Source organism: Acinetobacter sp. NEB 394 (genome assembly GCF_013374795.1).
Classification (GTDB): domain Bacteria; phylum Pseudomonadota; class Gammaproteobacteria; order Pseudomonadales; family Moraxellaceae; genus Acinetobacter; species Acinetobacter johnsonii.
The window spans coordinates 3,386,664-3,412,753 of the sequence record NZ_CP055277.1; the positions used below are offsets into that span (position 1 = coordinate 3,386,664).

Sequence of the window (26,090 nt, forward strand, 5' to 3'; positions counted from 1 at the left end):
CTAAAATTTAAGTGGACACCTATTTATGGATTTAAAGACAGTTATAGACAGCACACCAACCCTAAAAAAGCCCCGTCGAACCTTCACGGCTGAATTTAAACATCAACTTATTCAGCAATGTCAGCAGCCAGACACATCAGTGGCCAAGGTGGCAATGCAACATCAGGTCAATGCGAATCTGTTGCATAAATGGATTCGTCAGTCCAGATCAATGGTTCCATCATTAACACCCCCATCTATTCCACAGACCGACTTCCTTCCCGTCATTCTTCACCCGACTCCAGTCAGACAAGAAGCACCTCCGCCACCTGTACCAGAGAAGAAAGTTGTCGCTCATATTAGGATTCCACTACATGAGGAACCAGGTTCCGTAAGGGGTCAGATGATCGAGATCGACTGGCCGGTGGAGTCAGTAACTGAATTACTGGTGCTGATCCAGGGTTTGACTCAATGATCCGTATTGATGAAATCTGGCTTGCTACCCAGCCGATGGATATGCGTGCAGGTATGGATACTGTCATGACTCAGGTGCTGAGAGCCTTTGGCTACATCAAACCGCATTGCGCTTACCTGTTCTGTAATAAACGTGGCCATCGCATGAAACTGCTGGTACATGATGGATTGGGTATCTGGCTGTGTGCCCGGCGGCTGGAACAGGGAAAATTCCACTGGGTTCAGCTTCATCAGGGTGAAACCCTGGCACTCAGTCCAGAACAGTTACAGGCACTGATCCAGGGTTTGCCTTGGCAGCGCATTGGACGACAGCAATTGGTCACAATGCTCTAAACTAGCTTGGTCCATTCTGCTATTCTCCAAACGTTCTATTTCATTCTTCTCATGACCTCAGGCATACTGCGGTCATGAATACACTGCCTGATTTAAGCCAACTGACCCATGAACAACTGCTGGAATTTACTAGACAGTTGGCAATGCAACATCAGTCTCTGGCACAATCAAACCGTAAGCGTCCGCTGAACCCCATGCCTATTTTTTAATTTGAGTTGGATTTCCAGCGATGTGGTAGTAATTCTTCTATTTGGGTCGCTTTATGCGTCGGCAGCCTTTTCAGCACATCACTTAAATAGGCATACGGATCCAGCCCATTCAGCTTTGCTGACTGGATTAAAGTCATGATATTTGCCGCTCGCTGTCCACTGCGCAGCGAACCTGCAAACAACCAGTTCTTACGGCCCAATGCCCAGGGACGCATTGAGTTCTCTGCCCAGTTATTGTCAATGGGTAGATTGCCATCATCCAGATAGCGGCTTAAGGCTGGCCAACGCTTCAGACTGTAATTGATGGCCTTGGCGGTTGGAGAACTCGATGGCACCGTCAGATAATGTTGGTTGAGCCATTCATACAGTTGTTGCATCACCGGTTGGCTGTGCTGTTGTCGGTATTCGCGGCGGTGTTCTGCTGTACTATCGGTCTTTTTCCTGAGTTCTGCTTCTATCGCATACAGTTTCTGAATCATCAGTAATGCCTGTTCAGCGATCTGACTTTTCCCAGTCACATGTAGCTCATGGAATTTACGACGTGCATGCGCCATGCAGCCCACCTCAATGACATCGCCTGATTTAAAGCGTGCTTTATAACCACTGTAATCATCACAGACCAGATGGCCCTGCCAGCCATTCAGGAACTCTTCTGCATGCTGACCTGAACGGCTATCCTGAAAGTCATAGATCACCGCTTGAACTGGATTGTACTGTGTAGTGGCATAGGCCCAGACATAACCTTTCTTCGGTTTTTTCTCATCATCACCCATCCGCATGATGGTGACCGGTGTTTCATCTGCATGCAGCACCCGCTGTTGCAGCACCACCTCTTTTAAGGCATTGACCAGAGGTTCCAGTTCTACACCGCAGCGACCTATCCAGTCAGATAAAGTTGATCTAGAAAGTTCGATTCCCGCCCGCTGATAGATCAGACGTTGACGGTACAGCGGCAAATGATCGGCATACTTCGATACCAGCACATGGCTGAGCAATTCAGGTGAAGCAATGCCTTTATCAATCACATAGGCGGGCATCGCTTGCTGAGTCAGGGTGTCACACTGATCACAGACCCATTTACCACGCACATGCTGTTCCTTATAGAACTGTGCCGGTCTGAAATGCAGTTTTTCACTGACATCTTCGCCGATACGACGGAGTTGGCAGCCACAAGCACATTGGGTTGATGCAGGTTCATGCTCAATACGGATGGTGTGTAGATGATCTGGCAGTGGTCGACGTTTAGGTTTATTGGTTTTGGCTTTCTGTGTCGCTGCATTGGTTTTATCTGCATTCAGCCGCTCCAGTTCCAAATCAACTGCTGCGATATCCTCTTCAACCGCTTCGTCCCACAGATGGATTTGTTTTGCGGTGAGATGTTCGTTTTTACTGCCAAATTTGTGCTGTTTAAATAGTGCGAGCTCATGCTCGTATTTTTGATTGAGAATAGAAAGATGCTGAACTTTGGCATCCAATTGCTGGTTTGATTTTTCTAATTCTTGATTTGATTGTGCCAGAGACTGATGCTGCATCGCCAACTGCCGGGTAAATTCCAGCAGTTGTTCATGGGTCAGTTGGCTTAAATCAGGCAGCATTTTCATGACCGCAGTATGCCTGAGGTCATGAGAAGAATGAAATAGAACGTTTGGAGAATAGCAGAATGGAACAGCCTGGTTTAGAGCATCGTCACCACCTGCTGTCGTCCAATGCGCTGCCAAGGTAAACCCTGGATCAGTGCCTGTAACTGTTCCGGACTGATCGCCATGCTTTCACCCTGGTGAACCTGCGCCCAGTGGAATTTTCCCTGTTCCAGCCGCCGGGCACACAGCCAGATGCCCAGTCCATCATGTACCAGCACTTTCATGCGATGGCCACGTTTATTACAGAACAGGTAAGCACAATGCGGTTTAATGTAGCCAAAGGCTCTCACCACCTGAGCCATGATAGTATCCATCCCTGCTCGCATATCCAGAGGTTGGCTAGAAAGCCAGATTTCATCAATGCGGATCATGTTGCAAGTGCCTTGAGTAATTCTGCTAAAGCAGATATTTCTGATACTTGCCATTTCAAGCCAATTTCTGCTTTTGAGTGGGGTAAAGTAATTTGAACCGTTAACATGTCAGTAGGAGTAGGATCTAATGGTGCGGAGCAAGATAAGGCAATAAATGCAGGTTTATTCGGTAGTGGTGAGCGATCATTCCCTGGCTTACCATCAATTAAGCGAATCCATTTGGATACAAGATTTGTATTCAATCCATGTTGCAAAGCGACCGAAGCAATTGAAACCTCCGATGCTTTACAAGCCTGAACGATCTGCTGTTTAAATTCAGCACTGTATGTTCTTCGTTTTTTCGCAAGAGATGCGATGGATGTCTGGTGATTTGTAGTCATAAATTTTAGTCCCCACTTGTTTTTAAGTGGGGACTAAATTAAGGCTTATAGGATGAATTCATAAGGTGTGTTCAGCGGACGCTTACATCAAACCAGCAATTAGATGCCAAAGTTCAGCATCTTGAAGTCACCAATCAGCAATTAGATTCTAAAGTTCAACATCTTTCCATTCTCACGCAAAAATACGAGCATGAGCTCGCACTATTTAAACAGCACAAATTTGGCAGTAAAAACGAACATCTCACCGCAAAACAAATCCATCTGTGGGATGAAGCGGTCGAAGAAGATATTGCCGCTGTTGATCTGGAACTGGAACGGCTGAATGCAGATAAAACTGATGCAGCGACACACAAAGCCACAGTCAACAAACGTAAACGTCGACTGCTGCCCGATCATCTACACACCATCCGTATCGAGCATGAACCAACATCAACCCAATGTGCTTGTGGCTGCACCTTGCGTCGTATCGGCGAAGATATCAGTGAAAAACTACATTTCAGACCGGCACAGTTCTATAAGGAACAGCATGTGCGTGGCAAATGGGTCTGTGATCAGTGTGACACCCTGACTCAACAAGCGATGGCTGCGTATGTTATTGATAAAGGAATCGCTACACCTGAATTGCTCAGCCATGTGCTGGTTTCCAAATACGCTGATCATTTACCGCTATATCGTCAACGTCAAATCTTTCTACGCGCAGGTGTTGATCTTTCCAGATCCACATTATCTGACTGGATTGGACGCTGTGGGGTAGAACTTGAACCTCTGACCAATGCCTTAAAATAGCTTGTGCTGCAACAACAGGTGCTGCATGCAGATGAAACACCAGTCATCATCATGCAGATGGGGGATGATGAGAAAAAACCGAAGAAAGGTTATGTCTGGGCCTATGCCACCACACAGTACAATCCAGTTCAGGCGGTGATCTATGACTTTCAAGATAGCCGTTCAGGTCAGCATGCTGAAGAGTTCCTGAAAGGCTGGCAGGGGCATCTGGTCTGTGATGATTACAGTGGTTATAAAGCACGCTTTAAATCAGGCCAGGTCATTGAGGTGGGCTGTATGGCGCATGCACGTCGTAAATTGCATGAACTGCATGTGACCAAAAAAAGTCAGGTCGCTGAACAGGTATTAGTGCTGATTCAGAAACTGTATGCCATAGAAGCAGAACTCAGGAAAAAGACGGATGGTACAGCAGAACACCGCCGCGAATACCGACAACAGCATAGTCAACCAGTGATGCAACAACTATATGAATGGCTCAACCAACATCATCTGACAGTGGCATCGAGTTCTCCCACCGCCAAGGCCATCAATTACACTCTGAAGCGTTGGCCAGCCTTAAGCCGCTATCTGGATGATGGCAATTTACCTATAGATAATAATTGGGTTGAGAATCAGATGCGTCCCTGGGCGTTGGGGCGCAAGAACTGGCTATTTGCAGGTTCGCTGCGTAGTGGTCAACGAGCGGCCAATATCATGACCCTGATCCAGTCAGCAAAACTGAATGGGCTGGATCCGTATGCCTATCTCAGTGATGTGCTGAAAAGGTTACCGATCCATAAAGTGACCCAAATAGAAGAATTACTGCCACACCGCTGGAAATCCAACCCAAGTTAAAAAATAGCTATGGGGTTCAGCGCACGCTTACCTTTGAAGCCGAGTTGGCAGAATTTGATGGTGAAGATGATCATGTCCATCTACTTGTGCATTATCCGCCAAAGGTCGCTATTTCTAGCTTGGTAAATAGTTTAAAAGGTGCTTCCAGTCGTATTTTACGAACCAAGCACCCTGAAATTAGAAGCAAGTTATGGGGTAATGCTTTGTGGTCGCCTAGCTATTTCGCTGCATCATGTGATGGTACACCTATTGGGATTATCAAACAATATATTCAGCAACAGCAAACTCCGCATTAGCAATCCTAGCTAATCCCCACAAGGGGACTAGCGGATTGCAGCCTTACATCCCCGCCCTGAAGGTATAGGTATCTACACATCTTCGTGTGGATACCCCAACGCAATTTTAGCCATTTCCTTTAACTCATCCACCGAATAACTTTCCAGTAGCTTCAAGGTGTTTAATAAGATTGAAAGTCCAGCAAGTATTGATGGTGCACTTTCTCTTTTCCCTCGCTTTTGCTGTCGCCCAGATAGTCGTGTTAGTACGGCTCTTACTCGAGTAGTTTGTTCATCATTACAGCGTTGTATTCGCCATGTCAGTACGCAGGCCATACTCGCAACAAGTAGTTTTCTTAAAATTGCTTGAGGGGTCGTTTGGAGCCACGATTCAACATCATGACCCGCTTGTTTTAGAAGCTTGAAGTAGCTTTCAATTGACCAACGCCAAATTGACGATCCAACAAGTTAGGCGCTGTAGGCAAACGATGGTTTGAATCAGTCGTATGCTTGTATTTACGTGCAATCCTGCTACGTAAACCAAGCTTTTTAAGCATTCTTCCAACGGTTCGTTCGCTCATGCTGTAACCTAAATCATGTATGTCATGTACCAATGAAGGTGCACCCAATCGTGCATGATGCTGCCAATATACGGCTTTTAAATCATTATATTTCTGCGCTAGATTGGCCTGGCATTTTCGCCAGGCATAATAGCCTGAAGTGCTGACACCCAGGCATTTACAGGCAGAAGATACAGTGACTTCATTCACATCCAGATCTTGAATTACCGTGTACTTTTCTTGGCATGATCTGTCAGAAAGTACACATGCGCTTTTTTTAAGATGTCATTGGCGTCCCTGAGCTGTTTGACTTCTTTCTCTAATTCTAAAATCCGCTGTTGTTCTGATGAAAGTTGGCGTTTGCTTGAACCCACTGGATTGGCTTCACGAATCCATTTATCCAATGTTGAATAACCAACACCTAATTTCTGGGCGATTGCAGCTATAGGTTCGTGGGGGTTTGAAAGTGCATAATCAATCGCTTGCTGTTTAAATTCAGGACTAAAACGTTTAGCCATTTCTTGAATCTCCAAAGATTAAAGTTACGTTATCTTTAGAGGGACGTGCTGTCCATTATTTTGGCTAGGATCATAGATACCTATGCCCTGAAGGCGAGGTTTTACGGCTATACTGATAAAAAGATATCTCTAAAAGGACTATTTTGTGCACTTTTAAGGATAACCCATATCCACCCTCCACAGATCAAGCTCAAAATCTCCATGCTATCTCCACAGTTATTTGGTACAAAAAGCCAAATGATTTATATTTGATGTTTAAATGTCAATTTAGCCCAAATTTGTTTATAATTTTGTAAATTGTGTGACACAGCTCTACTTTTTTATTTGTGAAATCGGTTAAATTGAAACTAGATTACCAATGACTTTAATAAAAATCTGTTCCAATACCATGTTGAGAGGGGGGAAAAGGACATGAAAGCAACATTTTTACATACCGTTACGTTGAGTATCGGCTTGGCTTGTTTTAGCCAACTGGGACATAGTGCAGCCATTCAAAGCAATGACAAAGCGACGATGCCCACTGAGAAAACATCGTTGATTGAAAAAGCGATCAGTCAACAAAAAGGCAGTGACCGAACCACGATGACGGATAATGATTTAAAAATCATGACCTCAATCAAAGTTGCACCGACACAAAATTTCTTTGCTACACAAAACCAGCGCTTTAGCCGTTTTGTGCAATCATTGTTCCTCTAAACTAAAAATAAGCCACAGTGTCGTAACCACTCTCAAGTTATGACATTTGCGTACTAAAGCCTGATCACTGAATGTTGAATTAAGCATTAAGTGGTCGGGCTTTTTCGTTATAATAGACCTCAATTTACATTCTGAATCATAATTGGCTATGACTGTTCGTACTCGTATTGCACCCTCTCCAACTGGCTTCCCGCATGTGGGCACAGCGTATATTGCGTTATTTAACTTATGCTATGCCAAGCAACATTGTGGTGAATTTATTCTGCGTATCGAAGATACCGACCAACTTCGTTCGACTCCTGAATCTGAAAAAATGATTTTAGATTCATTGCGTTGGTTAGGATTGAATTGGTCTGAAGGTCCAGATATTGGCGGGCCACATGCACCGTATCGCCAGTCTGAACGTATGCATATTTATAAACAATATGCACTGGATTTGGTTGAAAAAGGTCATGCGTTCTACTGCTTTGCTACAAGCGAAGAGTTGGATCAAATGCGTGCAGAACAACAGGCCCGTGGTGAGACACCAAAGTACGATGGCCGTGGTTTAAAATTATCTGCTGAAGAAGTCCAAAGTCGTCTTGCCGCAGGTGAGCCACACGTGATTCGTATGAAAGTGCCCGAAGAAGGCATTTGTACAGTCAATGACTTACTGCGCGGGGAAGTGGAAATTCCTTGGGTGCAAGTGGACATGCAGGTTTTGCTTAAAACAGATGGTTTACCGACCTATCACCTTGCCAATGTAGTCGATGACCATTTGATGCAAATCACCCACGTTTTCCGTGGCGAAGAATGGTTGCCTTCTGCACCTAAACATCAGTTGCTGTATCAATACTTTGGTTGGGAAATGCCTGTACTGGGTCATATGCCATTACTACGTAACCCAGACAAATCAAAACTGTCGAAACGTAAGAACCCAACTTCTATTAACTACTACAAAAATATTGGTGTCTTGCCTGAAGCCTTGTTGAACTACTTAGGCCGCATGGGCTGGTCGATGCCAGATGAACGCGAAAAATTCACATTGGCCGAGATGATTGAACACTTTGATATTCAACGTGTATCCCTCGGTGGTCCAATTTTTGATGTGGAAAAACTGAATTGGCTCAATGGTCAATGGATCAAAGGCTTAAGCCCTGCTGAACTGTTAGATACCTTATTGGCATGGAAAGCAGATCGTAAGATGCTCGAAGACATCGCTGCAGCGATTCAACCTCGTATCAACTTACTTTCAGAAGCGGTGAACTGGTCTGCACATTACTTTAACCAGTTCCCAAGCTTGACCAAAGAACAGTTTGAAAGCAAGAAACTGAGCGAAGAGCAGGTTCGTCAAAGTCTGCAATTTGCGATTTGGCGTTTGGAAAGTATGTTCACATGGAACAATGACACCGTAAGCCAAACCTTGATGGACTTAGCCAGCCAAATGGAAATTAAGCTCCGTGACTTTATGCCAGCGTTCTTTATTGCCATTGCCGGTTCAACCGCTTCGACCCCAGTGATGCAAACCATGGTCACCATTGGCCCTGACTTAACCTTCGCGCGCTTACGTCATGCCCTTGAAATTGTGGGTGGTCCTAGCAAAAAAGAAGCAAAAGTTTGGGAAAAACTCAATGAAAGCCTAAAATTGCCGAAAAATGACGCAGTTGATGAAGCTTAATTGATTTTTTAGTTGACGCATGGGCGTTATATCCCTAATATAGCGCTCACACAGAGAGACGGTGTTAACCACTCAACGTGATGCCTCAATAAGTCCCTATCGTCTAGAGGCCTAGGACATCGCCCTTTCACGGCGGTAACCGGGGTTCGAATCCCCGTAGGGACGCCATATTTAAGATGGCAACATCTGGTAAAAAACCCAAGCATTATGACTTGGGTTTTTTATTGCCTCAAATTTATCAGCACTTCATTACCACGCTTTTTTGGCTTTCTGCTCCAATCCGATTAGAATACGGCATAGATTCGAATTTTGGAGTTGTAATGCAATATCGTTGTCCTCAATGTCAAAGCCCAAAAATTATGCCTGTTGCTCAAGCAGGGGCTCCAGCAACACGCCCTGTCGTGCCTAAAAGTCTGGTTTTTTTAGTTCCAGCCATTTTTGTATTATTACTTTTGGTGCTCATTAGCATCGCAATGTGGCTGTTCGGGGATGGCGCTGGCTCAACACTACAAATTGCAACGGTTGTGGTTTTCATCGTGTGTGTAATTGCAGGCTTCCTATTTTACCGCGACCTTCCTGATTTTAAGATTTCAATGCAAGGCTTCATGCAGTCTCAGAAAAAATGGAAATGCCGTGAATGTGACCATGAGTGGGAAATCTAAGCCTTAACTTAGAACCCGCATCCCAAAAGGGAGTCTATGTACTCCCTTTTATTCGCCCAAAGAGTAAATAATAATTATTATCACCTGTGAGTTTTTCTCGATATAAGCAAAAACCTCATCTTACGAAATATTTTTAGGCCTAGTCTCTATGAAAAACGCTCTACTCTGCACACTCTTGTTTTGTTCAGTGGCTCAAGCGCATGAACCCTATGTCGCTCCACTGGCGTATCACACTGAAAATACCCAAGTCCCTGTATTGAGCGCCTATGCAGAACAAGCCTTTCATCCTGAATATGCCCTCAAAGATGTTTCGTTCAGCGTTTTCCAACCCAACCAAACACAGACGACGATTCAAGCACAAAAGCACTTAGAATCTGCAACTGCATTTGATCTTAAGCTACCGGAAAAAGGTACCTATACCATTTTTGCCAAAACCTCATATCCAATTGAATATGTACAACATAATCGTCAATGGAAAATATTTTCCGATGTCGCAGCAGACAAAGTCCCTGCCTTAAGCGAGCGTGACTATGTCATTCCAAGTGACTTTAAAGGCAAAGTGCCAAGTAAGGTCGCTACGGTTCGCGAATGGAGCATTCAAAGCTATGTGAGCAAAGACAGCACCTCACCTGTTGCTATAACGCCAGCCCCAATTCAAGTCAACTTTAAAACCCATCCAAACCAAATCACGGTGCAACAGCCTGTACAACTGCAAATTACTCAAGCAGGCAAAGCTCTTGCACACGCAGAACTCATGGTTCGTGCTCAAGGTGAACTTGAGCAGCAAGCGAAAAGCACACCTGTCGATGCACAAGGCCATGCCACACTCACTTTTGCACAAGCTGGGCAATACCTGATTGAAGTGAGCGAAAAAGTCGATGCCAAAGCAAAACCTAAAAATCAGTATTACACCATTATCAGCTTACAAGTGAATGCTCCTAAAATGCCTTAAGCGGCAATTGCTAAGCATAAAAAAACCAGCCCGAAGGCTGGTTTTCTTATGCGGGAAAATTAACCGCCAATTTTCTTGTATTTGGTACGTTTTTGAACCGCAGCATCACCTAAACGCGCTAAACGATAAGCTTCATACTCAGCATAGTTACCTTCGTAGAATTCAGGCTGTTCGTTCTCAAACGACAAGATGTGCGTTGCAATACGGTCAAGGAACCAACGGTCGTGCGACACCACCATTACCGTACCAGGGAATACAAGAATTGCATCCTCAAGTGCACGTAAGGTTTCAATATCCAAGTCGTTCGATGGCTCATCCAGTAAGATGACGTTTGCACCCATTTGCAGGATTTTCGCCAGTTGTAAACGGTTACGCTCACCACCTGACAACTCACCTACACGCTTCTGCTGGTCTTGACCTTTAAAGTTAAAGCGACCGATATAAGCACGTGATGCAATTTCATAATCGCCAATTCTTAAGATATCCAAACCGCCAGAAACTTCTTCCCAAACGGTTTTGTTGTTATCTAAGGTGTCACGAATCTGACCCACATACGCTACTTTAACCGACTCACCCAAAGTCACCGTACCTGTATCTGGCTGTTGTTCACCAGTCATCATACGGAACAGTGTGGTTTTACCCGCACCGTTTGGACCCACGATACCCACAATTGCTGTAGGCGGTACGGTAAAGCTCAGGTTTTCGTACAGTACGCGACCATCAAATGATTTGCTGATGCCTTCCACTTCTACGACTTTATTACCTAGACGTGGGCCAGGTGGAATATAGATTTCAGAAGTTTCGTTTCGCTGTTGGAATTCACGTGAGTTAAGCTCTTCAAAACGCTCCATACGCGCTTTGTTTTTCTTTTGCTGACCTTTCGCATTTGAACGAACCCATTCCAGTTCTTTCTTCAATGCTTTCGCAAAAGATTCTTCTTGTTTATTTTCCTGCTCTAAACGTGCATTCTTTTGTTCTAACCAAGAAGAATAGTTACCTTGGTAAGGAATACCCATGCCACGGTCAAGCTCAAGAATCCATTCTGCTACGTTATCCAAGAAATAACGGTCGTGCGTAATCGCCACAATCGTGCCGGCAAAGTCTTTCAAGAAACGCTCTAACCAAGACACAGATTCTGCATCCAAGTGGTTCGTTGGTTCGTCTAGAAGCAACATATCTGGCTTAGATAAAAGCAAACGACACAATGCAACACGACGGCGTTCACCACCTGAAAGCAAGCTTACATCTGCATCCCAAGCTGGAAGGTTCAAAGCAGCTGCAGCTTGATCCATTTGGTTGCTAAGGTTATGCGCATCCCATGAATGGATAATTGCTTCAAGTTTTTCTTGCTCTTTTGCCAATGCATCAAAGTCTGCATCTTCTGCTGCATATTCAGCAAATACTTCGTCCAAACGCGCCAAAGCATCCAATGGTTCACGTAAACCATCTTCTACGTTTCCACGGACATCTTTATTTGGATCAAGTGGCGGCTCTTGTTCTAAGTAACCGATTTTGATACCCGGTTGCGCACGCGCTTCACCAGAGAAATCTTTGTCTACGCCCGCCATAATACGAAGCAAGGTCGATTTACCTGCACCGTTTAAACCAAGTACACCAATTTTTGCACCCGGGAAAAATGACAAAGAGATGTCTTTTAAGATTTCGCGCTTAGGCGGAACCATTTTAGACACTCGGTTCATCGTATAAATATATTGGGCCACGTAGGACTCCTCAATAGAAAAACCAAAAAATCGCAAGAAGCGAAAAAATATTTGCGGGCATTATACGATGAATACGTTGAAAAAATAAGGCATGAAACCGATCTTCAATGCAATGTTACAACTTTCAGCACGGTTGTTTTTTAAACGCCCTCTTTATCTCACTTTTCCGCAGACAAGGAGCTGCTCGCAGCTCATCTTTATGAATTTTTTAGATAAATATTCATCATTTTCACACTTTCACTCATATTCATTGATGGTAGACTGTGCAATATTTAACTCACGCAGATGAAGTCCCATGACCTATAAAGATGAAACTTTGGCTATCCATGCTGGATATAGCCCCGAAGCCACCACCAAAGCAGTGGCCGTACCGATTTATCAAACCACGTCTTATGCCTTTGATAATACGCAACATGGTGCGGATCTATTTGACCTTAAAGTACAAGGCAATATTTATACTCGAATTATGAACCCGACCACTGCGGTGCTAGAACAACGTTTAGCCGCACTCGAAGGGGGAATTGGCGCGTTGGCTTTAGCATCTGGCATGGCAGCCATTACTTATGCGATTCAGACGATTACCGAAGCAGGGGACAACATTGCTTCTGTTTCAACCTTGTACGGTGGCACCTATAACCTGTTTGCCCACACTCTACCGAAACAAGGCATTGAAGTCCGTTTCTTTGATTATCAAGATCCAGAAGCCCTCCGCGGTTTAATTGATGAAAAAACCAAGTTGGTCTTTGTTGAATCGATTGGCAATCCACTGGGCAATATTATAGACCTCGAAGCGATTGCCAAAATCGCACATGAATATGGTGTGCCTGTGGTGGTCGATAATACCGTTGCAACGCCTGCACTGCTGAAACCCTTTGAATATGGGGCAGATATTGTGGTGCATTCCTTGACCAAATATATTGGTGGGCATGGTAACTCGATTGGCGGTGCGATTGTTGACAGCGGTAAATTTCCTTGGGGCAAGCATCCTGAGCGCTTTAAAGTACTGAATACGCCAGACCCAAGCTATCACGGCGTGAACTATGTAGAAGCTTTAGGCGAAGCAGCTTATATCGCGCGTGCCCGCGTGGTACCACTACGTAATACCGGCGCTGCGATTAGCCCTTTAAGCGTGTTCTTGATTCTACAAGGCTTAGAAACGCTAAACCTGCGTATGGAACGTCATACTGAAAATGCGCAGAAAGTCGCAGAATATTTACAAGCCCATCCCAAAGTGAAATGGGTCAACTATGCCGGCCTGAAAGATCACCCTCAGCATGGCTTGGCACAAAAATATGTCAAAGGAATACCTTCGGCAATTTTATCCTTTGGGGTACAAGATGGCCGTGAAGGTGGCACCCGCTTTATTGATGCTCTGCAACTCTTCACTCGCTTGGTCAATATTGGCGATGCCAAAAGTCTAGCCTGCCACCCTGCCACCACCACACATCGCCAACTGAATGAAGCAGAATTAAAGTCTGCTGGAGTAAGTCTTGATATGGTGCGTTTATCTGTAGGTATTGAACATATTGATGATTTGATTGCAGATTTAGAGCAGGCCTTGGCTCAAGTCTAAAATACAGACCACTAAACTTAAAACCTCAATCACATGATTGAGGTTTTTTATACGCTTGTCTTTTATATTTATAGCCCTTTCACTTCGCTTGAATTCGTGGTAAAAACAAGTAATTATAACAAATAAAATAGAGCTTTTGCTCTAAAATTATTTATTATTTCATTAACTTATGCCGTGATATTTTTAAGCAGTTTAGGTATTATACCGTGAAGGAAAGCAGCTACATTTCTCCGAAAATGCAGCCTTAATAATCGAATACAAAAACAGCCATAACCCTCAAATATTTGACTTAGATCAGGAATGATAACGTGAATTCAAGAATAGATAGACTTTTTAAAGAACGCGTAAATGGAAAAACCGTCTTAATTACAGGCGCTTCAAGTGGTATTGGTTTAACCGTTGCACACAAACTGGCTGACGCAGGAGCACACGTCCTTTTAGTTTCGCGCACCAAAGAAACACTAGATGAAGTTAAAGCAGAAATCGAGGCCAAAGGTGGTTCAGCCTCTGTTTTTCCATGTGACCTAAATGATTTAGACTCGATTGATGAAGTCTCTAAGCAGATTTTAGCTTCAGTCGATCATATTGATATTTTAATTAATAACGCAGGTCGTTCGATCCGCCGTGCTGTACATGAGTCAGCCGAACGCTTCCACGACTTTGAACGCACCATGCAGCTCAACTACTTTGGTGCGGTACGTTTAGTCATGAACATCCTGCCACAAATGATGATTCGTCGTGATGGGCATATTATTAACATTAGCTCGATTGGTGTATTGGCAAATGCCACTCGTTTCTCGGCTTATGTGGCATCTAAAGCCGCATTAGATGCATTCAGTCGCTGTCTTTCTGCTGAAGTGCATTCACATAAAATTGCGATTACTTCGGTGTATATGCCTTTGGTACGTACGCCAATGATTGCGCCGACGAAAATTTATAAATACGTCCCGACTCTTTCGCCTGAACAAGCAGCAGATCTAGTTGCTTATGCGATTGTGAAGCGTCCGAAGAAAGTGGCAACTAACTTAGGGCGTTTGGCATCAATCACTCATTCAATTGCACCAGACATCAACAATAAGCTCATGTCGATTGGTTATAACTTATTCCCAAGTTCTACCGCGTCTGTGGGCGAACAGCAAAAACTCAACTGGGTACAAAAAGCGTATGCACGTTTGTTCCCAGGTGAACACTGGTAAGTTTTCTTACAATTTACCCAACCTTTGATTAAAGGTTGGGTAACTCAATTTTTCACCACTCTTTTATAGTTCTTAATATTAGCTTAAGAAAAAGAGCTCATCATAAAAGCAATTATAAAAGAGGAAAAAGAAATGCAGGCACTTTATTTATTCAAGCTTTTTTGCTTCATCTTTGCTGCAATCACCGCTTTTAATCTGTATACAGAACTCACCCTCTTTCATATTTCAATCTGGCAAGTGCTGATTCATGGCGGTTTGCTAATGATTCTGCTCGAATTTGGCTTTAAGAGCCAATGCGCATCTCAACAGCCTAACCCACTGACGAGTGAAATATACTCGCTAGAAACAGAAACTGGGCCAGCTTCACAATCATCAAGCATGTATTGCAATTTTTTTTCAAAAATAGGTTTAGTCTCCATTTTTTCCAGCCTGATTGGACAAAGCCTAATCAGTTAAGACTCATACCTTTTTTTGTGGACAAAAGATAAAGACGACGCGACCCTTCTGCTTTTTGTGTTATAAACAGCCGTCTTTTTTTATTTTGTGAATTTATGCGCGCTTTTACTTTCGTACTGCAATATGTGTGTATCGCTTTTGCGATTTATCTCTGCTACCGAGTAGGCAGTAGCCTGTATTTACAAGATTTTGTGATGATGGATATCGTGGCCAATGTCGGCACGATTCTGATCTGTATCGACCTTGCTGTTTTCCTGTGGCATAGCCGCAGTACCCAAGCCATAAGCCTCAAAGATTATGCGACGAGACTGGAACAACCCGCTCCAACCTTTGTCAAAGTTTGCCGAAAACTTGGGCACTTTGGCATTATGCTGATTATCACCAGTTGGATCGTGCCCATCATCAACGGATAAAAGTAACCATAAAAAAACCTCCTGATGAGGAGGTTTTTTAATACAATGTATCCACACTACAAAATTTCAATGAATATGATTGCTGAGAGAGAAATTGCTAAATTATTTACAAGCAACTGCTTAAATGCTGTCGCTAGCAATGATTGTTCGGCTCTAAAAAAGTTAAAGTTATACGAAATTGCGGATCAATATAAAGTTAATACATTTGAAGAGCTTTATGAAATTGCCTATAAAAATTTAAGTAAGAATTATCGCAATGAATATATCTATAAGAATATAATTGCTAGGAATATATTACTTGGCCGTCATTCTCTCAATTCATCCATTCTTCTTTCAGAATTCCGAGTCGGAACTAATAAAGCAGATCTGGTTCTACTTAATGGTTGTTCTACATGTTATGAAATTAAAACTGAATATGACAGTTTAGTACGCCTAAATGATCAGCTAACTTCTTACCTAAAACTATTTGATAAAGTCAATGTAGTCTGCTCGTCCCACATGCTAGAGTCAGTTTTACATTTAACACCAATTGAAGTAGGTGTAATAGTACTAACAGATGCAAATACTTTAAAAACTATACGTGAGCCTATCGAAACTGAACAATTAGATATCGAATTTATGATGAAATCACTTCGTAAAAATGAATATCAATCAATTGCTGAAAAACTTTATAAACTTAAAATCAATGTCCCCAATACTCGACTTTATGAGTTATGTGAGAAAATCATCAAATCACATGATCAAAAGACAGTAAAAAAAGCTTTTCTTTCAACACTCAAAATAACTCGTAAAAATAATGCAGAAGCCATAAATTCATTACCATTTTTTTTGACTAATGCATTAATTAGCTTTAAATTCAATCAAAACAGTATTAGCTCACTTATAAAAATTTTTTCGGAGAATCACCTGAATGTACTATCCAATATTGAGGGGGAAACTAAATGAACTTCTAGCATTACGAGAACTTGCACAACTAGAACTTCAAAAATTTATTCCCGTAATAGAACCAGTAAAGAACGATATAAAAGCATTGGTCAAGACTATTCAGACTCTAAACTCTAACGCTATTGAACCTTATATTATTATAAACCCTACAATTGGTGACTTCTCTAATTCAAAATTAGCCTTGTATGAAGAATTAAGAAAATTTGATGGTATTGGTTATCAAGTTTTATACTCAATCAATGAAAGTACAGAGATATATGAAGATTTCCTAGATTTAGGTGCTTTTGGTCTATTTATTCAAAAAGGTATAGATCAAAATATTCTAGACTTCTCTGAAAAATCTAACATTAATTTTATTCAGAACGATACAAATCCAAATATTAAGAAAAGAATTAAAAATCGCGTTTCGTACGAAGACTTCTTCAAAAAACAACAAAGAAATGCTGATTATCCAAAAGAGTCTCCATTCTCTTCATTACATAGTTACTACAAAGAAGAATCAAACATAGGTTTTGCAGATTACACCATTACTGGAGAAGATTTTAGTGAAGGTGGCGGTCCTGCATATGTTGTAACCATCCATTGTTCTTATATTGATAAAAATAGATTTGATGAATTATTCATAAGGCATTATTCATCTGAAAATGATGGAACACCTACAAATCCTGGGGCCAAATTTAAAGAAGCTCTTGATCTGCTCATTACGGATATTCAAAAAAAAGAAATTCCATTTATTGATACAAATGCACTAAATGAATTCATATATCTACACTCAATTGAACATTTCCCGGGTTTAGGTCAAGTCAAAAAAATTTCCATTAAGCATCACATTGAAACGGTAAATTATTTTCTAATGAACGCTGTTGAGGTTAATAGTTGATGAGTTCAGTTTGCTGTGTAAATTGCTTTAATGATAATGCTATCAAGCGTGTAATCATAAGCCTTAGCCAACTGGGTCGCTGTCATTATTGTAATCAAAACAATGCTCCAATAATTTCTATTGATAATTTACTTACCAACTTAACGTCAACATTGGAAGGCTTCTCTATTATGTTTGAAGAGGATGACCATGCAACTAGACTAATAGATATATTAGATGAAGACTTTAAAATATTTTCTAAGACTACTGAAAAATCTAGGCTCAAGAATAATTTATCTTTAATCTCTCCAAATATTTTTAACAAGAAGTTCAAATCTGCAAATACAGCTGAAATGCATCAACAATGGATTAATTTCAAAAATGAAATAATCCATGAAAATCGTTTTTTCCCTCAAACTTCAATTTATAAAGAAGCATTCCTGCCCGATGGCAACTTATATTCTAATTTTCAACAACTTATTGAACAATTGTTATATCAAATTCACCCAGCAGAAATATTTTATCGAGGGCGTATTAGCGACACTCCTTTAGCCCATGATAAAATGGGTAAGCCACCTGCTAAATTAGCAACATTAGGACGTGCCAATCCTTATGGAATTTCCTACCTATATTTAGCTCAAACTAAAGATATTTGTATAAAAGAGATAAGACCTAATAATGGTGATACTATTTCGATAGCTAAATTTAATGTTACTCAAGAACTTAATGTTATTGATTTAAGAGCACCGCGTGAAAATATCTCCTTTCTATCACTTAGCTCATCAAGCTACATTGACATTTTAAAACTTGTCAGCTTACTGGAAACATTTACTGACGAACTCTCATTACCTGTGCTTCCAAACAATTCACATCGTGAATATATACCAACGCAATTTATTACTGAATTCTTTAAAACTCATGGTCATTTAGATGGCCTTATTTTTAATAGCTCATATGGCACTGGATATAATTTAGTTCTTTTTAAAGATGAACATTGTATTTGTGACACTTCCCATCATATTGAATTTATAAAAATCAAAGGCATCGATTTCGCACATGGGCCTGCATAAAAAAACCTCCCAATCGGGAGGTTTTTTATTCAAATCTTAAAGATTATTTCGAACCTTTAATGCCTGCTTGAAGTAACAATGCACCTAAACCACCAATTTTATTTTCTTGAGGTTTAGCCGTTTGCGGCTTTTTGTTTGTTTGAGCACGCTCACCTTGAGGACGTGCTTGTTGTGGACGTTTACCTTGTGGTTTACGTTCACTACGCTCTGTATTTTCACGACGTGGTTGACGTGGAGCTTTAGACGCTTCAGCACCTTCAGGGCGCATCGACAAATTCACACGATTACGCTCAGCATCTACAGTGAGTACACGTACTTGCACAATTTGCCCCGGCTTCACCACTTTATGCGGATCTGCAACGAATTCATTGGCCAACTCTGAAATATGAACTAAACCATCTTGGTGTACACCCACATCCACAAAAGCACCGAAGTTCGTTACATTGGTCACGACACCTTCAAGCTGCATGCCTTCAGTCAGTTGCGCAACTTCCGTAATGTCTTCACGAAATTTTGCTGTACGGAACTCTGGACGCGGATCACGACCTGGTTTTTCCAGTTCAGACAGTACATCTTGAATGGTTGGTAAACCAAATTTCTCATCTGCAAATTCTTCAGCATTCACTTGGCGAATGATTTCAGAGTTACCAATGATATCTTTCACCGTCGTCGCTTTCGCTTCAACAATTTTACCGACCAGCGCATAAGACTCTGGGTGAACAGCAGAAGCATCCAGTGGCTCTGAACCATCTTGAATACGTAAGAAACCTGCCGCTTGTTCAAAAGTACGCTCGCCTAAACGTGGCACTTTTTTCAAATCTTGGCGGTTGTCAAAACGGCCATTTTCTTTACGAAAATCGACAATTTGCTGCGCAATCGACTTATTCAAACCTGCGATATAACCCAAGATAGCAGATGATGCAGTATTAACATCCACACCTACCGAGTTCACACAGTCTTCAACGACTGCTTCAAGGGTTTTCGCTAAACCCGTTTGGTTCACATCATGTTGGTACTGACCTACACCAATCGATTTTGGATCGATTTTCACCAGTTCAGCCAATGGGTCTTGTAAACGACGTGCAATCGACACTGCACCACGAATCGACACATCTAACTCTGGTAACTCCGCAGAAGCCAATTCAGATGCTGAATAAACCGATGCACCCGCTTCTGATACAGAAACACGGGTCAATTTAAGATCGCTATTCGCAGCCATCATTTCAGCCACAACGCTTTCTGTTTCACGGCTGGCTGTACCATTGCCAATGGCAATCAGGTCAACATTAAACTCACGGCATAAACGGGCAAGTTCTGCAATTGAACCGACCTTATCGTCTTTGGGTGCAAATGGATAAATCGTACTATGTGCAAGTACATCACCTGATGCATTCACCACAGCCAATTTCACCCCTGTACGGATGCCAGGGTCTACCCCTAAGGTTGTACGTGCGCCCGCAGGTGCAGACAACAACAAATGACGTAAGTTTTCAGCAAAAACATCCATTGCTTCAGATTCGGCTGCAAGACGTTTTTCGGTGAGCAACGAATGTTCGATACTTGGACGAACCTTGCCTAACCAGAACAATTTAGCCGTTTGTTTTAAATAGTCTTGACGTGCTTGCGGCTGTGCAGTTTCAAGGCTGTATTCAGTTTCAATACGCGCCAATGGTGCATCATCTTCGCCATCCACTTTTAAACCTAAAACATTTTCTTGACGACCACGTAACATAGCCAATAAGCGGTGTGACGGGACTTTATTTAAATTTTCAGAAAAGTCGAAGTAATCGCGGAATTTTTTGCCAACTTCTTTTTTCTCATCACTTGCCACTAAACTTTTTAAAGTGGCTGTTTTTGCAAACATTGCCTTAAGTTCAGTGGTCAGTGCAATGTTCTGCGCCCAGTCATCAATTAGAATATGTTGAATCGCATCCAACTGACTTTCTAGATCTGGATAATCTTCATGGCTAAAGTCTGCCAATGCTTCAGCTGGATCAACCGCTTCTGCAAAGATTTTTTCTGCAATCGGGCCTAAGCCTGCTTCTTTGGCTTTAAATGATTTACTGGTCCGTTTTGGACGGTACGGTGCGTAAATTTCTTCTAAGGCATTTTTAGTTTCAGCAGCATTTACACGCGCCAATAAATCATCAGACAATTTGTCTTGTTCTTTTAATGATTCGATTACCTTGTCGCGACGTTCAAATAAGTCACGTAAATAAGCCAAACGTGTATCGAGCTGACGTAACTGCGCATCATCTAAGCCTTGCGTGACTTCTTTACGGTAACGCGCAATAAATGGAACGCTAGCACCTTCATCAATCAACTTGATGGCAGCCTCGATTTGATTTGGACGTACGGCAATTTCTTTTGCCAACTGCTGAACTAAGTCAGTCATCGTATGTGATCCCACAAGGATATGTACTAAAAGCCATGATTATAAAGACCAAGACTATAAAATCCACAACTGTTTTTATTAATTTAATGGCTTAAATGTGACATATTTCAGGCAAATTTCATAAATCCATCTCATTTTCAGTGTTAAATCTTATTTTTAGGTATTCTTTGCCATTTTTTTCTATGGGCTAAGATGTATACATTTGGTATCTATGTCTTGATTTTACCTGCAATATTTGTTGCTTTAGAGCATAGTAAAGACATACAAATGAGTCGTATACTCAAGACTATCCCGACTTTTGTTTACGATGACAATAAAGAATAAAGGAGCACTTCAATGAGTTTAGTTGTACCTGCTGAAAAAACAGATGCTGTACATAGCGACGCAGATCGCGTTGAACGCATTTTAGTGGTAGATGACGATGTGCGTTTACGTACGCTACTCCAACGCTTTTTAGAAGACAAAGGCTTTGTGGTGAAAACAGCGCATGACGCAACCCAAATGGATCGTCTCTTACAGCGCGAACTGTTTTCACTGATTGTGCTCGACTTCATGCTCCCTGTTGAAGATGGCTTAAGTATCTGCCGTCGTCTACGCCAATCCAATATTGATACGCCTATTATTATGCTCACCGCACGTGGTAGTGACTCAGACCGTATTGCAGGTCTAGAAGCGGGCGCAGATGACTATTTACCGAAACCATTTAATCCAAATGAGTTGTTAGCACGTATTCGCGCCGTACTGCGCCGCCAAGTACGTGAAGTTCCAGGTGCACCAAGCCAACAAATGGAAGTGGTCAGCTTTGGGCCATGGTCGCTTGATTTATCAACACGCACTCTAACGCGTGAAGGTCAAGTCGTGACCCTAACTACAGGTGAGTTTGCGGTCCTCAAAGCCTTGGTACAACATCCACGTGAGCCTTTGACTCGCGACAAATTGATGAACCTTGCGCGTGGCCGTGAATGGGGCGCAATGGAACGTTCAATTGATGTTCAAGTATCGCGCCTTCGTCGTCTTGTAGAAGAAAACCCTGCTCGCGCACGTTATATCCAAACGGTTTGGGGTGTGGGTTATGTGTTCGTTCCAGATGGCGCGGAATAATTCAAAACTAAAATTACGGCTTCGGTCTTTTTAAACTGAGTAGCAATAATCAGCACGACGGAGTCCTAAAATTAAGCTCAACTTTATCGATTAACCTGCGGTTCGCCTTACTTTTGTTTCGACAAAAGTAAGCAAAACCATTGTCATCTGCAAAACTCGGCATATTTCTGCATTTCAACATCATGCTCGCAGAAACTTTATAACACCCAGACCTCCTGCCTCGAACAATTGCAGATGATTTTTCGCGTATCGCATACCTGTCACCATTGAACTATGTCACTTACATAGAAACAGGAAATCACGTGAAACTCGAACCCATCGACCCTCAAAAATTTACAGATTACGAAGCGTATTCAGAACGGAAACGCACGCGTTGGGAACGCTTTTTAGATAAAATCAAGCCGCGTTCTGCTGCCATGCGTACCACCGTACTGGTACTCTTCATTGTATTTTTCAGTTTATTTATGTCCTTGTGGTTCTTTTGGCGAACTCTATATCTTCCAGAAATCCAACAACATGCTCGTTACCTTGCTGTTGAAATAGAAATTCTCAACAACCCCGATTTACGGATTTATTATCAAAATACTGAAGTCGATGTCGATGACTGGTTAAGAAGCCGTGTTGGCATTGAATACGTCACCGATCCCAAAGAATATCCCAATGTCAAAGATAAAGTCATCGCCGAATTCTTTACCAACCAAATTGAAGCTAAGCTGGCCAAAGAATTAAAAGTCGAGCATGCCACAGTATATTTCCAGTTTAAACCTAGCCCGCGCATTTGGATTCAAACCCCTGAAATGAACGGCAACTGGGTCCGGGAACCACTGAAAACCTATGCCAACTACAGCCCTGAGCTAATTTTCGGCTGGTTACTCGGCGTCCCCTTGATTGCAGCAGCCATTATTTTAACCTTGGTTCGTCAGCTCAATCGCCCGCTGCGTCGTCTGCAAAATGCAGCCAACAGTTATAGTAAAACAGGCACAGCACCGTATTTAGAGACCAATCACGGCCCCCAAGAAATTCGCGAGGTCAACCAAGCGTTTAATCACATGATCTACACCCTAGATCAGACTGAACGTGACCGTCGGATTATGTTGGCAGGGATTTCACATGACTTACGCACCCCTCTGACCCGTATTCGACTCAGTGCGGAAATGATGCCCGATGATGATTTTTTAAAAGAAGGACTGATTTATGACGTTGAAGATATGGACGCGATCTTAAATCAGTTCATTTCCTATATGCGTGATGGTTCGGATGAGGAAATCCAAGACACCGATTTAAATATGCTGTTACAAGAGTTGGTGGTGCAATTCAAACCGTTGGATATTCGTTTTGAGCCTGCTGAATTACCGATTATACAAGCACGCAGTCTATCTCTTAAACGCCTGATTGGTAACTTGATTAATAATTCAAAACGCTACGGTGCTGAGCCGATTGAACTTTCCGCAACAGTGGAAAATGAACATATTTTAATTAGCGTAGCAGACCATGGTGAAGGCATTCCTGACGATCAAATTGAAGAACTTATGCAACCTTTTGTACGTGGGAATGAAGCCAGAACAGTCCAAGGCAGTGGTTTAGGTCTCGCCATTGTGAAGCGCATTGTCGATATTCACCAAGGTCAGCTCAGCATTCATAATCGGGAACAAGGCGGACTTGAAGCAATTATTTCGCTACCTCTTCATCACAATCAAGATGTTGAAATTTCCAGCAACAATCCACTCGAAAAATTAAAGCAAACCTTGGTTGAGCATTTTTAAACTTTGTACAATAGTTGATCAAACGATTTTGTTCAACTATTCAACAATTTAATTTTACCAAATATATTTCAACTACTTACAAATCATCAGAATCCCTTATACCCACATTTTTTCAAAAAATTAGACCTTAGCCTAACAGGTATGCACAATGTCGTTCTTGATCGGTACAATCGGTGCCAGATCCAGAATATTAACGAGAGTAAACCATGTCTTTAGATCGTATCCGTTTAGCTTCACTTCACGATAAAGTCATCAGTGCAGAAGAAGCGTCTGCTTTTATTGAAGATGGCATGACTGTAGGTATGAGTGGCTTCACTCGTGCTGGCGAAGCGAAAGCTGTACCTTTGGCATTGGTTAAACGTGCACACACAAATCCTTTAAAAATCACATTAATTACCGGTGCTTCTTTAGGTAATGACCTAGACAAGCAATTGACTGAAGCGGGTGTATTGGCACGTCGTTTACCGTTCCAAGTGGACAACACTTTACGTAAAGCCATCAACAATGGCGAAGTGATGTTCATTGACCAACACTTGTCTGAAACTGTTGAGCAAATGCGTAACCTCCAGTTGAAAAAGCCAGATGTAGCGATCATTGAAGCGGTTGCGATCACTGAAGATGGCGGCATCATTCCAACAACGTCGGTAGGCAACTCAGCAAGCTTCGCAATTTTCGCAGAAAAAGTGATTGTTGAAATCAACACCAACTTAAGCCCTGCATTTGAAGGCTTACACGATATTTACATCCCAACTTACCGTCCAACACGTCAACCGATTCCATTGACTCAAGTGGATGAGCGTATTGGTACGCACGCGATCAATATCGATCCTGCAAAAATTGTCGGTATCGTCATCAACAATGACTTGCACGACTCTCCATCAACAGTAACTGCACCAGATGATGAAACTCAAGGCATTGCAGACCACTTAATCGCATTCTTTGAAAAAGAAGTGGCTGAAGAGCGTCTACCTAAAAACTTAGGCCCATTACAAGCAGGGATTGGCTCAATTGCCAATGCTGTACTTACAGGCCTTAAAGACTCGAACTTCGAAGACCTTGTCATGTACTCAGAAGTCCTCCAAGACTGTACCTTTGAATTGATTGATGCAGGTAAAATGAAATTTGCTTCAGGTTCTTCAATTACCCTTTCTGCAAAATATGGCGAGAAAGTATTTAATAACCTTGAAGCCTACAAAGATAAATTGGTTTTACGTCCGCAAGAAATTTCGAACCATCCTGAATTGGTTCGTCGTTTAGGGATTATCGGCATCAACACTGCGCTTGAATTTGATATTTACGGTAACGTAAACTCAACTCACGTTTGTGGTACAAAAATGATGAATGGTATCGGTGGTTCAGGTGACTTCGCACGTAATGCACACTTGGCAATCTTCGTAACCAAATCAATTGCAAAAGGTGGCGACATCTCTTCTATCGTACCGTTTGCGTCGCATATCGATCACGCAGAACATGATGTTGACATCCTGGTAACAGAACAAGGTTTGGCAGATCTTCGTGGTTTAGCACCGCGTGAGCGTGCTCGTGCGATTATCGACAACTGTGCACACCCACTTTACCGTGATGCATTAAACGACTACTTCGATCGCTCATGTGCAAAAGGTGGTCATACGCCTCACCTTCTTCGTGAAGCGTTGTCTTGGCATTCTAACTTTGAAGAAACAGGCCACATGCTTCCTGTTCAAGCAGAAGCGAAATCTGCTTAATTTAAAGTTTTAAAAAAACGCCCCATTGGGCGTTTTTTTATGTCTGTTGAAAAGTGCAATAAAACACTTATCAAAATAAAAAAACTCAATTAATCTAAAGGCATCCAAAAAATAAAAATGCCAAGCTCATGTTCATTATTCGCCCCTATCTCGAAACAGATTTAGAAGACGTCATTGCACTTTGGGAGGTGTGCGACCTTACTCGCCCTTGGAACAACCCTGAAATTGATATTTTTAGAAAAACTGCGCAAAAAGATGGTTTATTTTTACTGGCCGTTAAAGATGAACAACTCATCGCCACATTGATGGGTGGTTATGATGGCCATCGCGGCTGGATTAATTATTTGGCAGTACATCCGCACTTTCAACGCAATGGGGTCGCAACCGCACTTATACAGCAACTAGAGAAGCGCCTGATTGCGTTAGGCTGTCCCAAACTACAACTGCTTGTACGTAAAGAAAACATCGACGTGCAAAGCTTCTATGAGCAACTGGGCTATGAGGAAATCGAAGTCGTGTGCTTCGGTAAACGTCTGATTGCCGATTAA

The 26,090-nt window shown here is 42.2% G+C and carries 22 protein-coding genes, 1 tRNA gene and 4 pseudogenes; 20 read left to right on the forward strand and 7 right to left on the reverse strand.

Going from position 1 to position 26,090, the window contains the following annotated elements; genetic code table 11:
- Positions 1-25 precede the first annotated feature (25 nt).
- The 3 genes from HUK62_RS16500 (at position 26) to HUK62_RS19250 (ending at position 995) form a co-directional block, all read left to right on the forward strand.
- Positions 26-454 carry a transposase gene (locus tag HUK62_RS16500; protein ID WP_005401365.1) on the forward strand — a complete coding sequence of 143 codons (429 nt, stop codon included), beginning with the start codon at positions 26-28 and terminating at the stop codon, positions 452-454.
- Positions 451-786: an IS66 family insertion sequence element accessory protein TnpB gene (gene tnpB / locus HUK62_RS16505; RefSeq protein WP_176538366.1), complete on the forward strand. Its 336-nt coding sequence runs from the start codon at positions 451-453 to the stop codon at positions 784-786. The genes HUK62_RS16500 and tnpB (HUK62_RS16505) overlap by 4 nt, the downstream gene beginning before the upstream one ends.
- Before the next feature lie 74 nt (positions 787-860).
- Positions 861-995 carry a hypothetical protein gene (locus HUK62_RS19250; RefSeq protein WP_267314093.1) on the forward strand — a complete coding sequence of 45 codons (135 nt, stop codon included), beginning with the start codon at positions 861-863 and terminating at the stop codon, positions 993-995.
- Here the strand turns inward: HUK62_RS19250 and HUK62_RS16510 are convergent.
- From HUK62_RS16510 to HUK62_RS16520, 3 genes are all read right to left on the reverse strand, one after another.
- Entirely contained in the window at positions 992-2,596 is a 1,605-nt protein-coding gene (locus HUK62_RS16510) for an IS66 family transposase (RefSeq protein WP_176538517.1), read from the reverse strand. The genes HUK62_RS19250 and HUK62_RS16510 overlap by 4 nt on opposite strands.
- A 74-nt stretch (positions 2,597-2,670) precedes the next feature.
- Positions 2,671-3,006 carry an IS66 family insertion sequence element accessory protein TnpB gene (tnpB, locus tag HUK62_RS16515; protein ID WP_176536922.1) on the reverse strand — a complete coding sequence of 112 codons (336 nt, stop codon included), beginning with the start codon at positions 3,004-3,006 and terminating at the stop codon, positions 2,671-2,673.
- On the reverse strand, positions 3,003-3,386 hold the full coding sequence (locus tag HUK62_RS16520; protein WP_176538367.1) for a transposase: 384 nt from the start codon (positions 3,384-3,386) through the stop codon (positions 3,003-3,005). The genes tnpB (HUK62_RS16515) and HUK62_RS16520 overlap by 4 nt, the downstream gene beginning before the upstream one ends.
- A 60-nt stretch (positions 3,387-3,446) precedes the next feature.
- Between HUK62_RS16520 and HUK62_RS16525 the strand changes: the two are divergent.
- Positions 3,447-5,006: pseudogene (locus HUK62_RS16525) on the forward strand (IS66 family transposase).
- Between the two features lie 32 nt (positions 5,007-5,038).
- A pseudogene (gene tnpA / locus HUK62_RS16530) lies at positions 5,039-5,302 on the forward strand (IS200/IS605 family transposase); the annotation flags it as partial.
- A 72-nt stretch (positions 5,303-5,374) separates the two neighbouring features.
- Here tnpA and HUK62_RS16535 read toward each other — a convergent pair.
- Positions 5,375-5,731, reverse strand: a pseudogene (locus HUK62_RS16535) (transposase); the annotation flags it as partial.
- Positions 5,731-6,359, reverse strand: a pseudogene (locus HUK62_RS16540) (transposase); the annotation flags it as partial. The pseudogenes HUK62_RS16535 and HUK62_RS16540, both read right to left, overlap by 1 nt.
- A 411-nt stretch (positions 6,360-6,770) precedes the next feature.
- On the opposite strand from HUK62_RS16540, the gene HUK62_RS16545 reads away from it, so the two are divergent.
- The 5 genes from HUK62_RS16545 to HUK62_RS16565 all read left to right on the forward strand — a co-directional run bounded on the left by HUK62_RS16545 (position 6,771) and on the right by HUK62_RS16565 (position 10,326).
- Entirely contained in the window at positions 6,771-7,055 is a 285-nt protein-coding gene (locus HUK62_RS16545; protein ID WP_176538368.1) for a hypothetical protein, read from the forward strand.
- A gap of 148 nt (positions 7,056-7,203) precedes the next feature.
- Positions 7,204-8,712, forward strand: coding sequence for a glutamate--tRNA ligase (gene gltX / locus HUK62_RS16550; RefSeq protein WP_176538369.1), 1,509 nt, complete (start codon positions 7,204-7,206; stop codon positions 8,710-8,712).
- A gap of 92 nt (positions 8,713-8,804) precedes the next feature.
- Positions 8,805-8,880 (forward strand) — tRNA-Glu (locus HUK62_RS16555).
- A gap of 152 nt (positions 8,881-9,032) precedes the next feature.
- Complete coding sequence (locus HUK62_RS16560) at positions 9,033-9,374, forward strand: membrane protein (RefSeq protein WP_010327661.1); 342 nt, start codon at positions 9,033-9,035, stop codon at positions 9,372-9,374.
- A gap of 148 nt (positions 9,375-9,522) precedes the next feature.
- Entirely contained in the window at positions 9,523-10,326 is an 804-nt protein-coding gene (locus tag HUK62_RS16565) for a DUF4198 domain-containing protein (RefSeq protein ID WP_176538370.1), read from the forward strand.
- A gap of 59 nt (positions 10,327-10,385) precedes the next feature.
- Here HUK62_RS16565 and ettA read toward each other — a convergent pair whose 3' ends face one another.
- Positions 10,386-12,047, reverse strand: coding sequence for an energy-dependent translational throttle protein EttA (ettA, locus tag HUK62_RS16570; protein ID WP_004978114.1), 1,662 nt, complete (start codon positions 12,045-12,047; stop codon positions 10,386-10,388).
- 295 nt (positions 12,048-12,342) lie between these two features.
- On the opposite strand from ettA, the gene HUK62_RS16575 reads away from it, so the two are divergent.
- The 6 genes from HUK62_RS16575 to HUK62_RS16600 all read left to right on the forward strand — a co-directional run bounded on the left by HUK62_RS16575 (position 12,343) and on the right by HUK62_RS16600 (position 18,559).
- Positions 12,343-13,620: an aminotransferase class I/II-fold pyridoxal phosphate-dependent enzyme gene (locus HUK62_RS16575; RefSeq protein WP_176538371.1), complete on the forward strand. Its 1,278-nt coding sequence runs from the start codon at positions 12,343-12,345 to the stop codon at positions 13,618-13,620.
- Positions 13,621-13,928: 308 nt separating this feature from the next.
- On the forward strand, positions 13,929-14,816 hold the full coding sequence (locus HUK62_RS16580) for an SDR family NAD(P)-dependent oxidoreductase (RefSeq protein WP_176538372.1): 888 nt from the start codon (positions 13,929-13,931) through the stop codon (positions 14,814-14,816).
- A 551-nt stretch (positions 14,817-15,367) separates the two neighbouring features.
- A complete protein-coding gene (locus HUK62_RS16585; RefSeq protein ID WP_176538373.1) occupies positions 15,368-15,685 on the forward strand; it encodes a hypothetical protein in 318 nt (105 codons plus the stop codon).
- Positions 15,686-15,754: 69 nt separating this feature from the next.
- The gene (locus HUK62_RS16590; RefSeq protein WP_228723716.1) at positions 15,755-16,630 is read left to right on the forward strand and encodes a sce7726 family protein; all 876 of its coding nucleotides are present in this window, start codon (positions 15,755-15,757) and stop codon (positions 16,628-16,630) included.
- Positions 16,596-17,510 (forward strand): sce7725 family protein, encoded by a 915-nt coding sequence (locus HUK62_RS16595; protein ID WP_176538374.1) that lies wholly within the window; start codon positions 16,596-16,598, stop codon positions 17,508-17,510. The genes HUK62_RS16590 and HUK62_RS16595 overlap by 35 nt, the downstream gene beginning before the upstream one ends.
- A 170-nt stretch (positions 17,511-17,680) precedes the next feature.
- On the forward strand, positions 17,681-18,559 hold the full coding sequence (locus HUK62_RS16600; RefSeq protein ID WP_176538375.1) for an RES family NAD+ phosphorylase: 879 nt from the start codon (positions 17,681-17,683) through the stop codon (positions 18,557-18,559).
- Between the two features lie 43 nt (positions 18,560-18,602).
- Here the strand turns inward: HUK62_RS16600 and HUK62_RS16605 are convergent, their stop codons facing one another.
- Positions 18,603-20,954 carry a Tex family protein gene (locus tag HUK62_RS16605; RefSeq protein WP_176538376.1) on the reverse strand — a complete coding sequence of 784 codons (2,352 nt, stop codon included), beginning with the start codon at positions 20,952-20,954 and terminating at the stop codon, positions 18,603-18,605.
- A gap of 336 nt (positions 20,955-21,290) precedes the next feature.
- Here HUK62_RS16605 and ompR point away from each other — a divergent pair, with 336 nt between their 5' ends.
- The 4 genes from ompR to HUK62_RS16625 all read left to right on the forward strand — a co-directional run bounded on the left by ompR (position 21,291) and on the right by HUK62_RS16625 (position 26,090).
- The gene (gene ompR / locus HUK62_RS16610) at positions 21,291-22,055 is read left to right on the forward strand and encodes a two-component system response regulator OmpR (RefSeq protein WP_004691545.1); all 765 of its coding nucleotides are present in this window, start codon (positions 21,291-21,293) and stop codon (positions 22,053-22,055) included.
- 302 nt (positions 22,056-22,357) lie between these two features.
- Positions 22,358-23,818 carry an ATP-binding protein gene (locus tag HUK62_RS16615; protein WP_176538377.1) on the forward strand — a complete coding sequence of 487 codons (1,461 nt, stop codon included), beginning with the start codon at positions 22,358-22,360 and terminating at the stop codon, positions 23,816-23,818.
- A 206-nt stretch (positions 23,819-24,024) separates the two neighbouring features.
- Positions 24,025-25,542, forward strand: a complete 1,518-nt coding sequence (locus HUK62_RS16620; RefSeq protein ID WP_004978127.1) for an acetyl-CoA hydrolase/transferase family protein — start codon at positions 24,025-24,027, stop codon at positions 25,540-25,542.
- Positions 25,543-25,670: 128 nt separating this feature from the next.
- Complete coding sequence (locus HUK62_RS16625; RefSeq protein WP_004691549.1) at positions 25,671-26,090, forward strand: GNAT family acetyltransferase; 420 nt, start codon at positions 25,671-25,673, stop codon at positions 26,088-26,090.

What these genes read in the sequence shown, in the direction of transcription:
- HUK62_RS16575 (WP_176538371.1), top strand. Translation starts at nt 12,343, where the DNA reads ATGACCTATAAAGATGAAACTTTGGCTATCCATGCTGGATATAGCCCC.
- tnpB (WP_176536922.1), bottom strand. Translation starts at nt 3,006, where the DNA reads ATGATCCGCATTGATGAAATCTGGCTTTCTAGCCAACCTCTGGATATG.
- HUK62_RS16600 (WP_176538375.1), top strand. Translation starts at nt 17,681, where the DNA reads ATGTTTGAAGAGGATGACCATGCAACTAGACTAATAGATATATTAGAT.
- HUK62_RS16545 (WP_176538368.1), top strand. Translation starts at nt 6,771, where the DNA reads ATGAAAGCAACATTTTTACATACCGTTACGTTGAGTATCGGCTTGGCT.
- HUK62_RS16510 (WP_176538517.1), bottom strand. Translation starts at nt 2,596, where the DNA reads ATGAAAATGCTGCCTGATTTAAGCCAACTGACCCATGAACAACTGCTG.
- HUK62_RS16595 (WP_176538374.1), top strand. Translation starts at nt 16,596, where the DNA reads ATGTACTATCCAATATTGAGGGGGAAACTAAATGAACTTCTAGCATTA.
- HUK62_RS16520 (WP_176538367.1), bottom strand. Translation starts at nt 3,386, where the DNA reads ATGACTACAAATCACCAGACATCCATCGCATCTCTTGCGAAAAAACGA.
- tnpB (WP_176538366.1), top strand. Translation starts at nt 451, where the DNA reads ATGATCCGTATTGATGAAATCTGGCTTGCTACCCAGCCGATGGATATG.
- HUK62_RS19250 (WP_267314093.1), top strand. Translation starts at nt 861, where the DNA reads ATGAATACACTGCCTGATTTAAGCCAACTGACCCATGAACAACTGCTG.
- HUK62_RS16565 (WP_176538370.1), top strand. Translation starts at nt 9,523, where the DNA reads ATGAAAAACGCTCTACTCTGCACACTCTTGTTTTGTTCAGTGGCTCAA.
- ompR (WP_004691545.1), top strand. Translation starts at nt 21,291, where the DNA reads ATGAGTTTAGTTGTACCTGCTGAAAAAACAGATGCTGTACATAGCGAC.
- HUK62_RS16605 (WP_176538376.1), bottom strand. Translation starts at nt 20,954, where the DNA reads ATGACTGACTTAGTTCAGCAGTTGGCAAAAGAAATTGCCGTACGTCCA.
- HUK62_RS16620 (WP_004978127.1), top strand. Translation starts at nt 24,025, where the DNA reads ATGTCTTTAGATCGTATCCGTTTAGCTTCACTTCACGATAAAGTCATC.
- HUK62_RS16500 (WP_005401365.1), top strand. Translation starts at nt 26, where the DNA reads ATGGATTTAAAGACAGTTATAGACAGCACACCAACCCTAAAAAAGCCC.
- HUK62_RS16625 (WP_004691549.1), top strand. Translation starts at nt 25,671, where the DNA reads ATGTTCATTATTCGCCCCTATCTCGAAACAGATTTAGAAGACGTCATT.
- HUK62_RS16585 (WP_176538373.1), top strand. Translation starts at nt 15,368, where the DNA reads ATGCGCGCTTTTACTTTCGTACTGCAATATGTGTGTATCGCTTTTGCG.
- gltX (WP_176538369.1), top strand. Translation starts at nt 7,204, where the DNA reads ATGACTGTTCGTACTCGTATTGCACCCTCTCCAACTGGCTTCCCGCAT.
- HUK62_RS16560 (WP_010327661.1), top strand. Translation starts at nt 9,033, where the DNA reads ATGCAATATCGTTGTCCTCAATGTCAAAGCCCAAAAATTATGCCTGTT.
- HUK62_RS16590 (WP_228723716.1), top strand. Translation starts at nt 15,755, where the DNA reads ATGAATATGATTGCTGAGAGAGAAATTGCTAAATTATTTACAAGCAAC.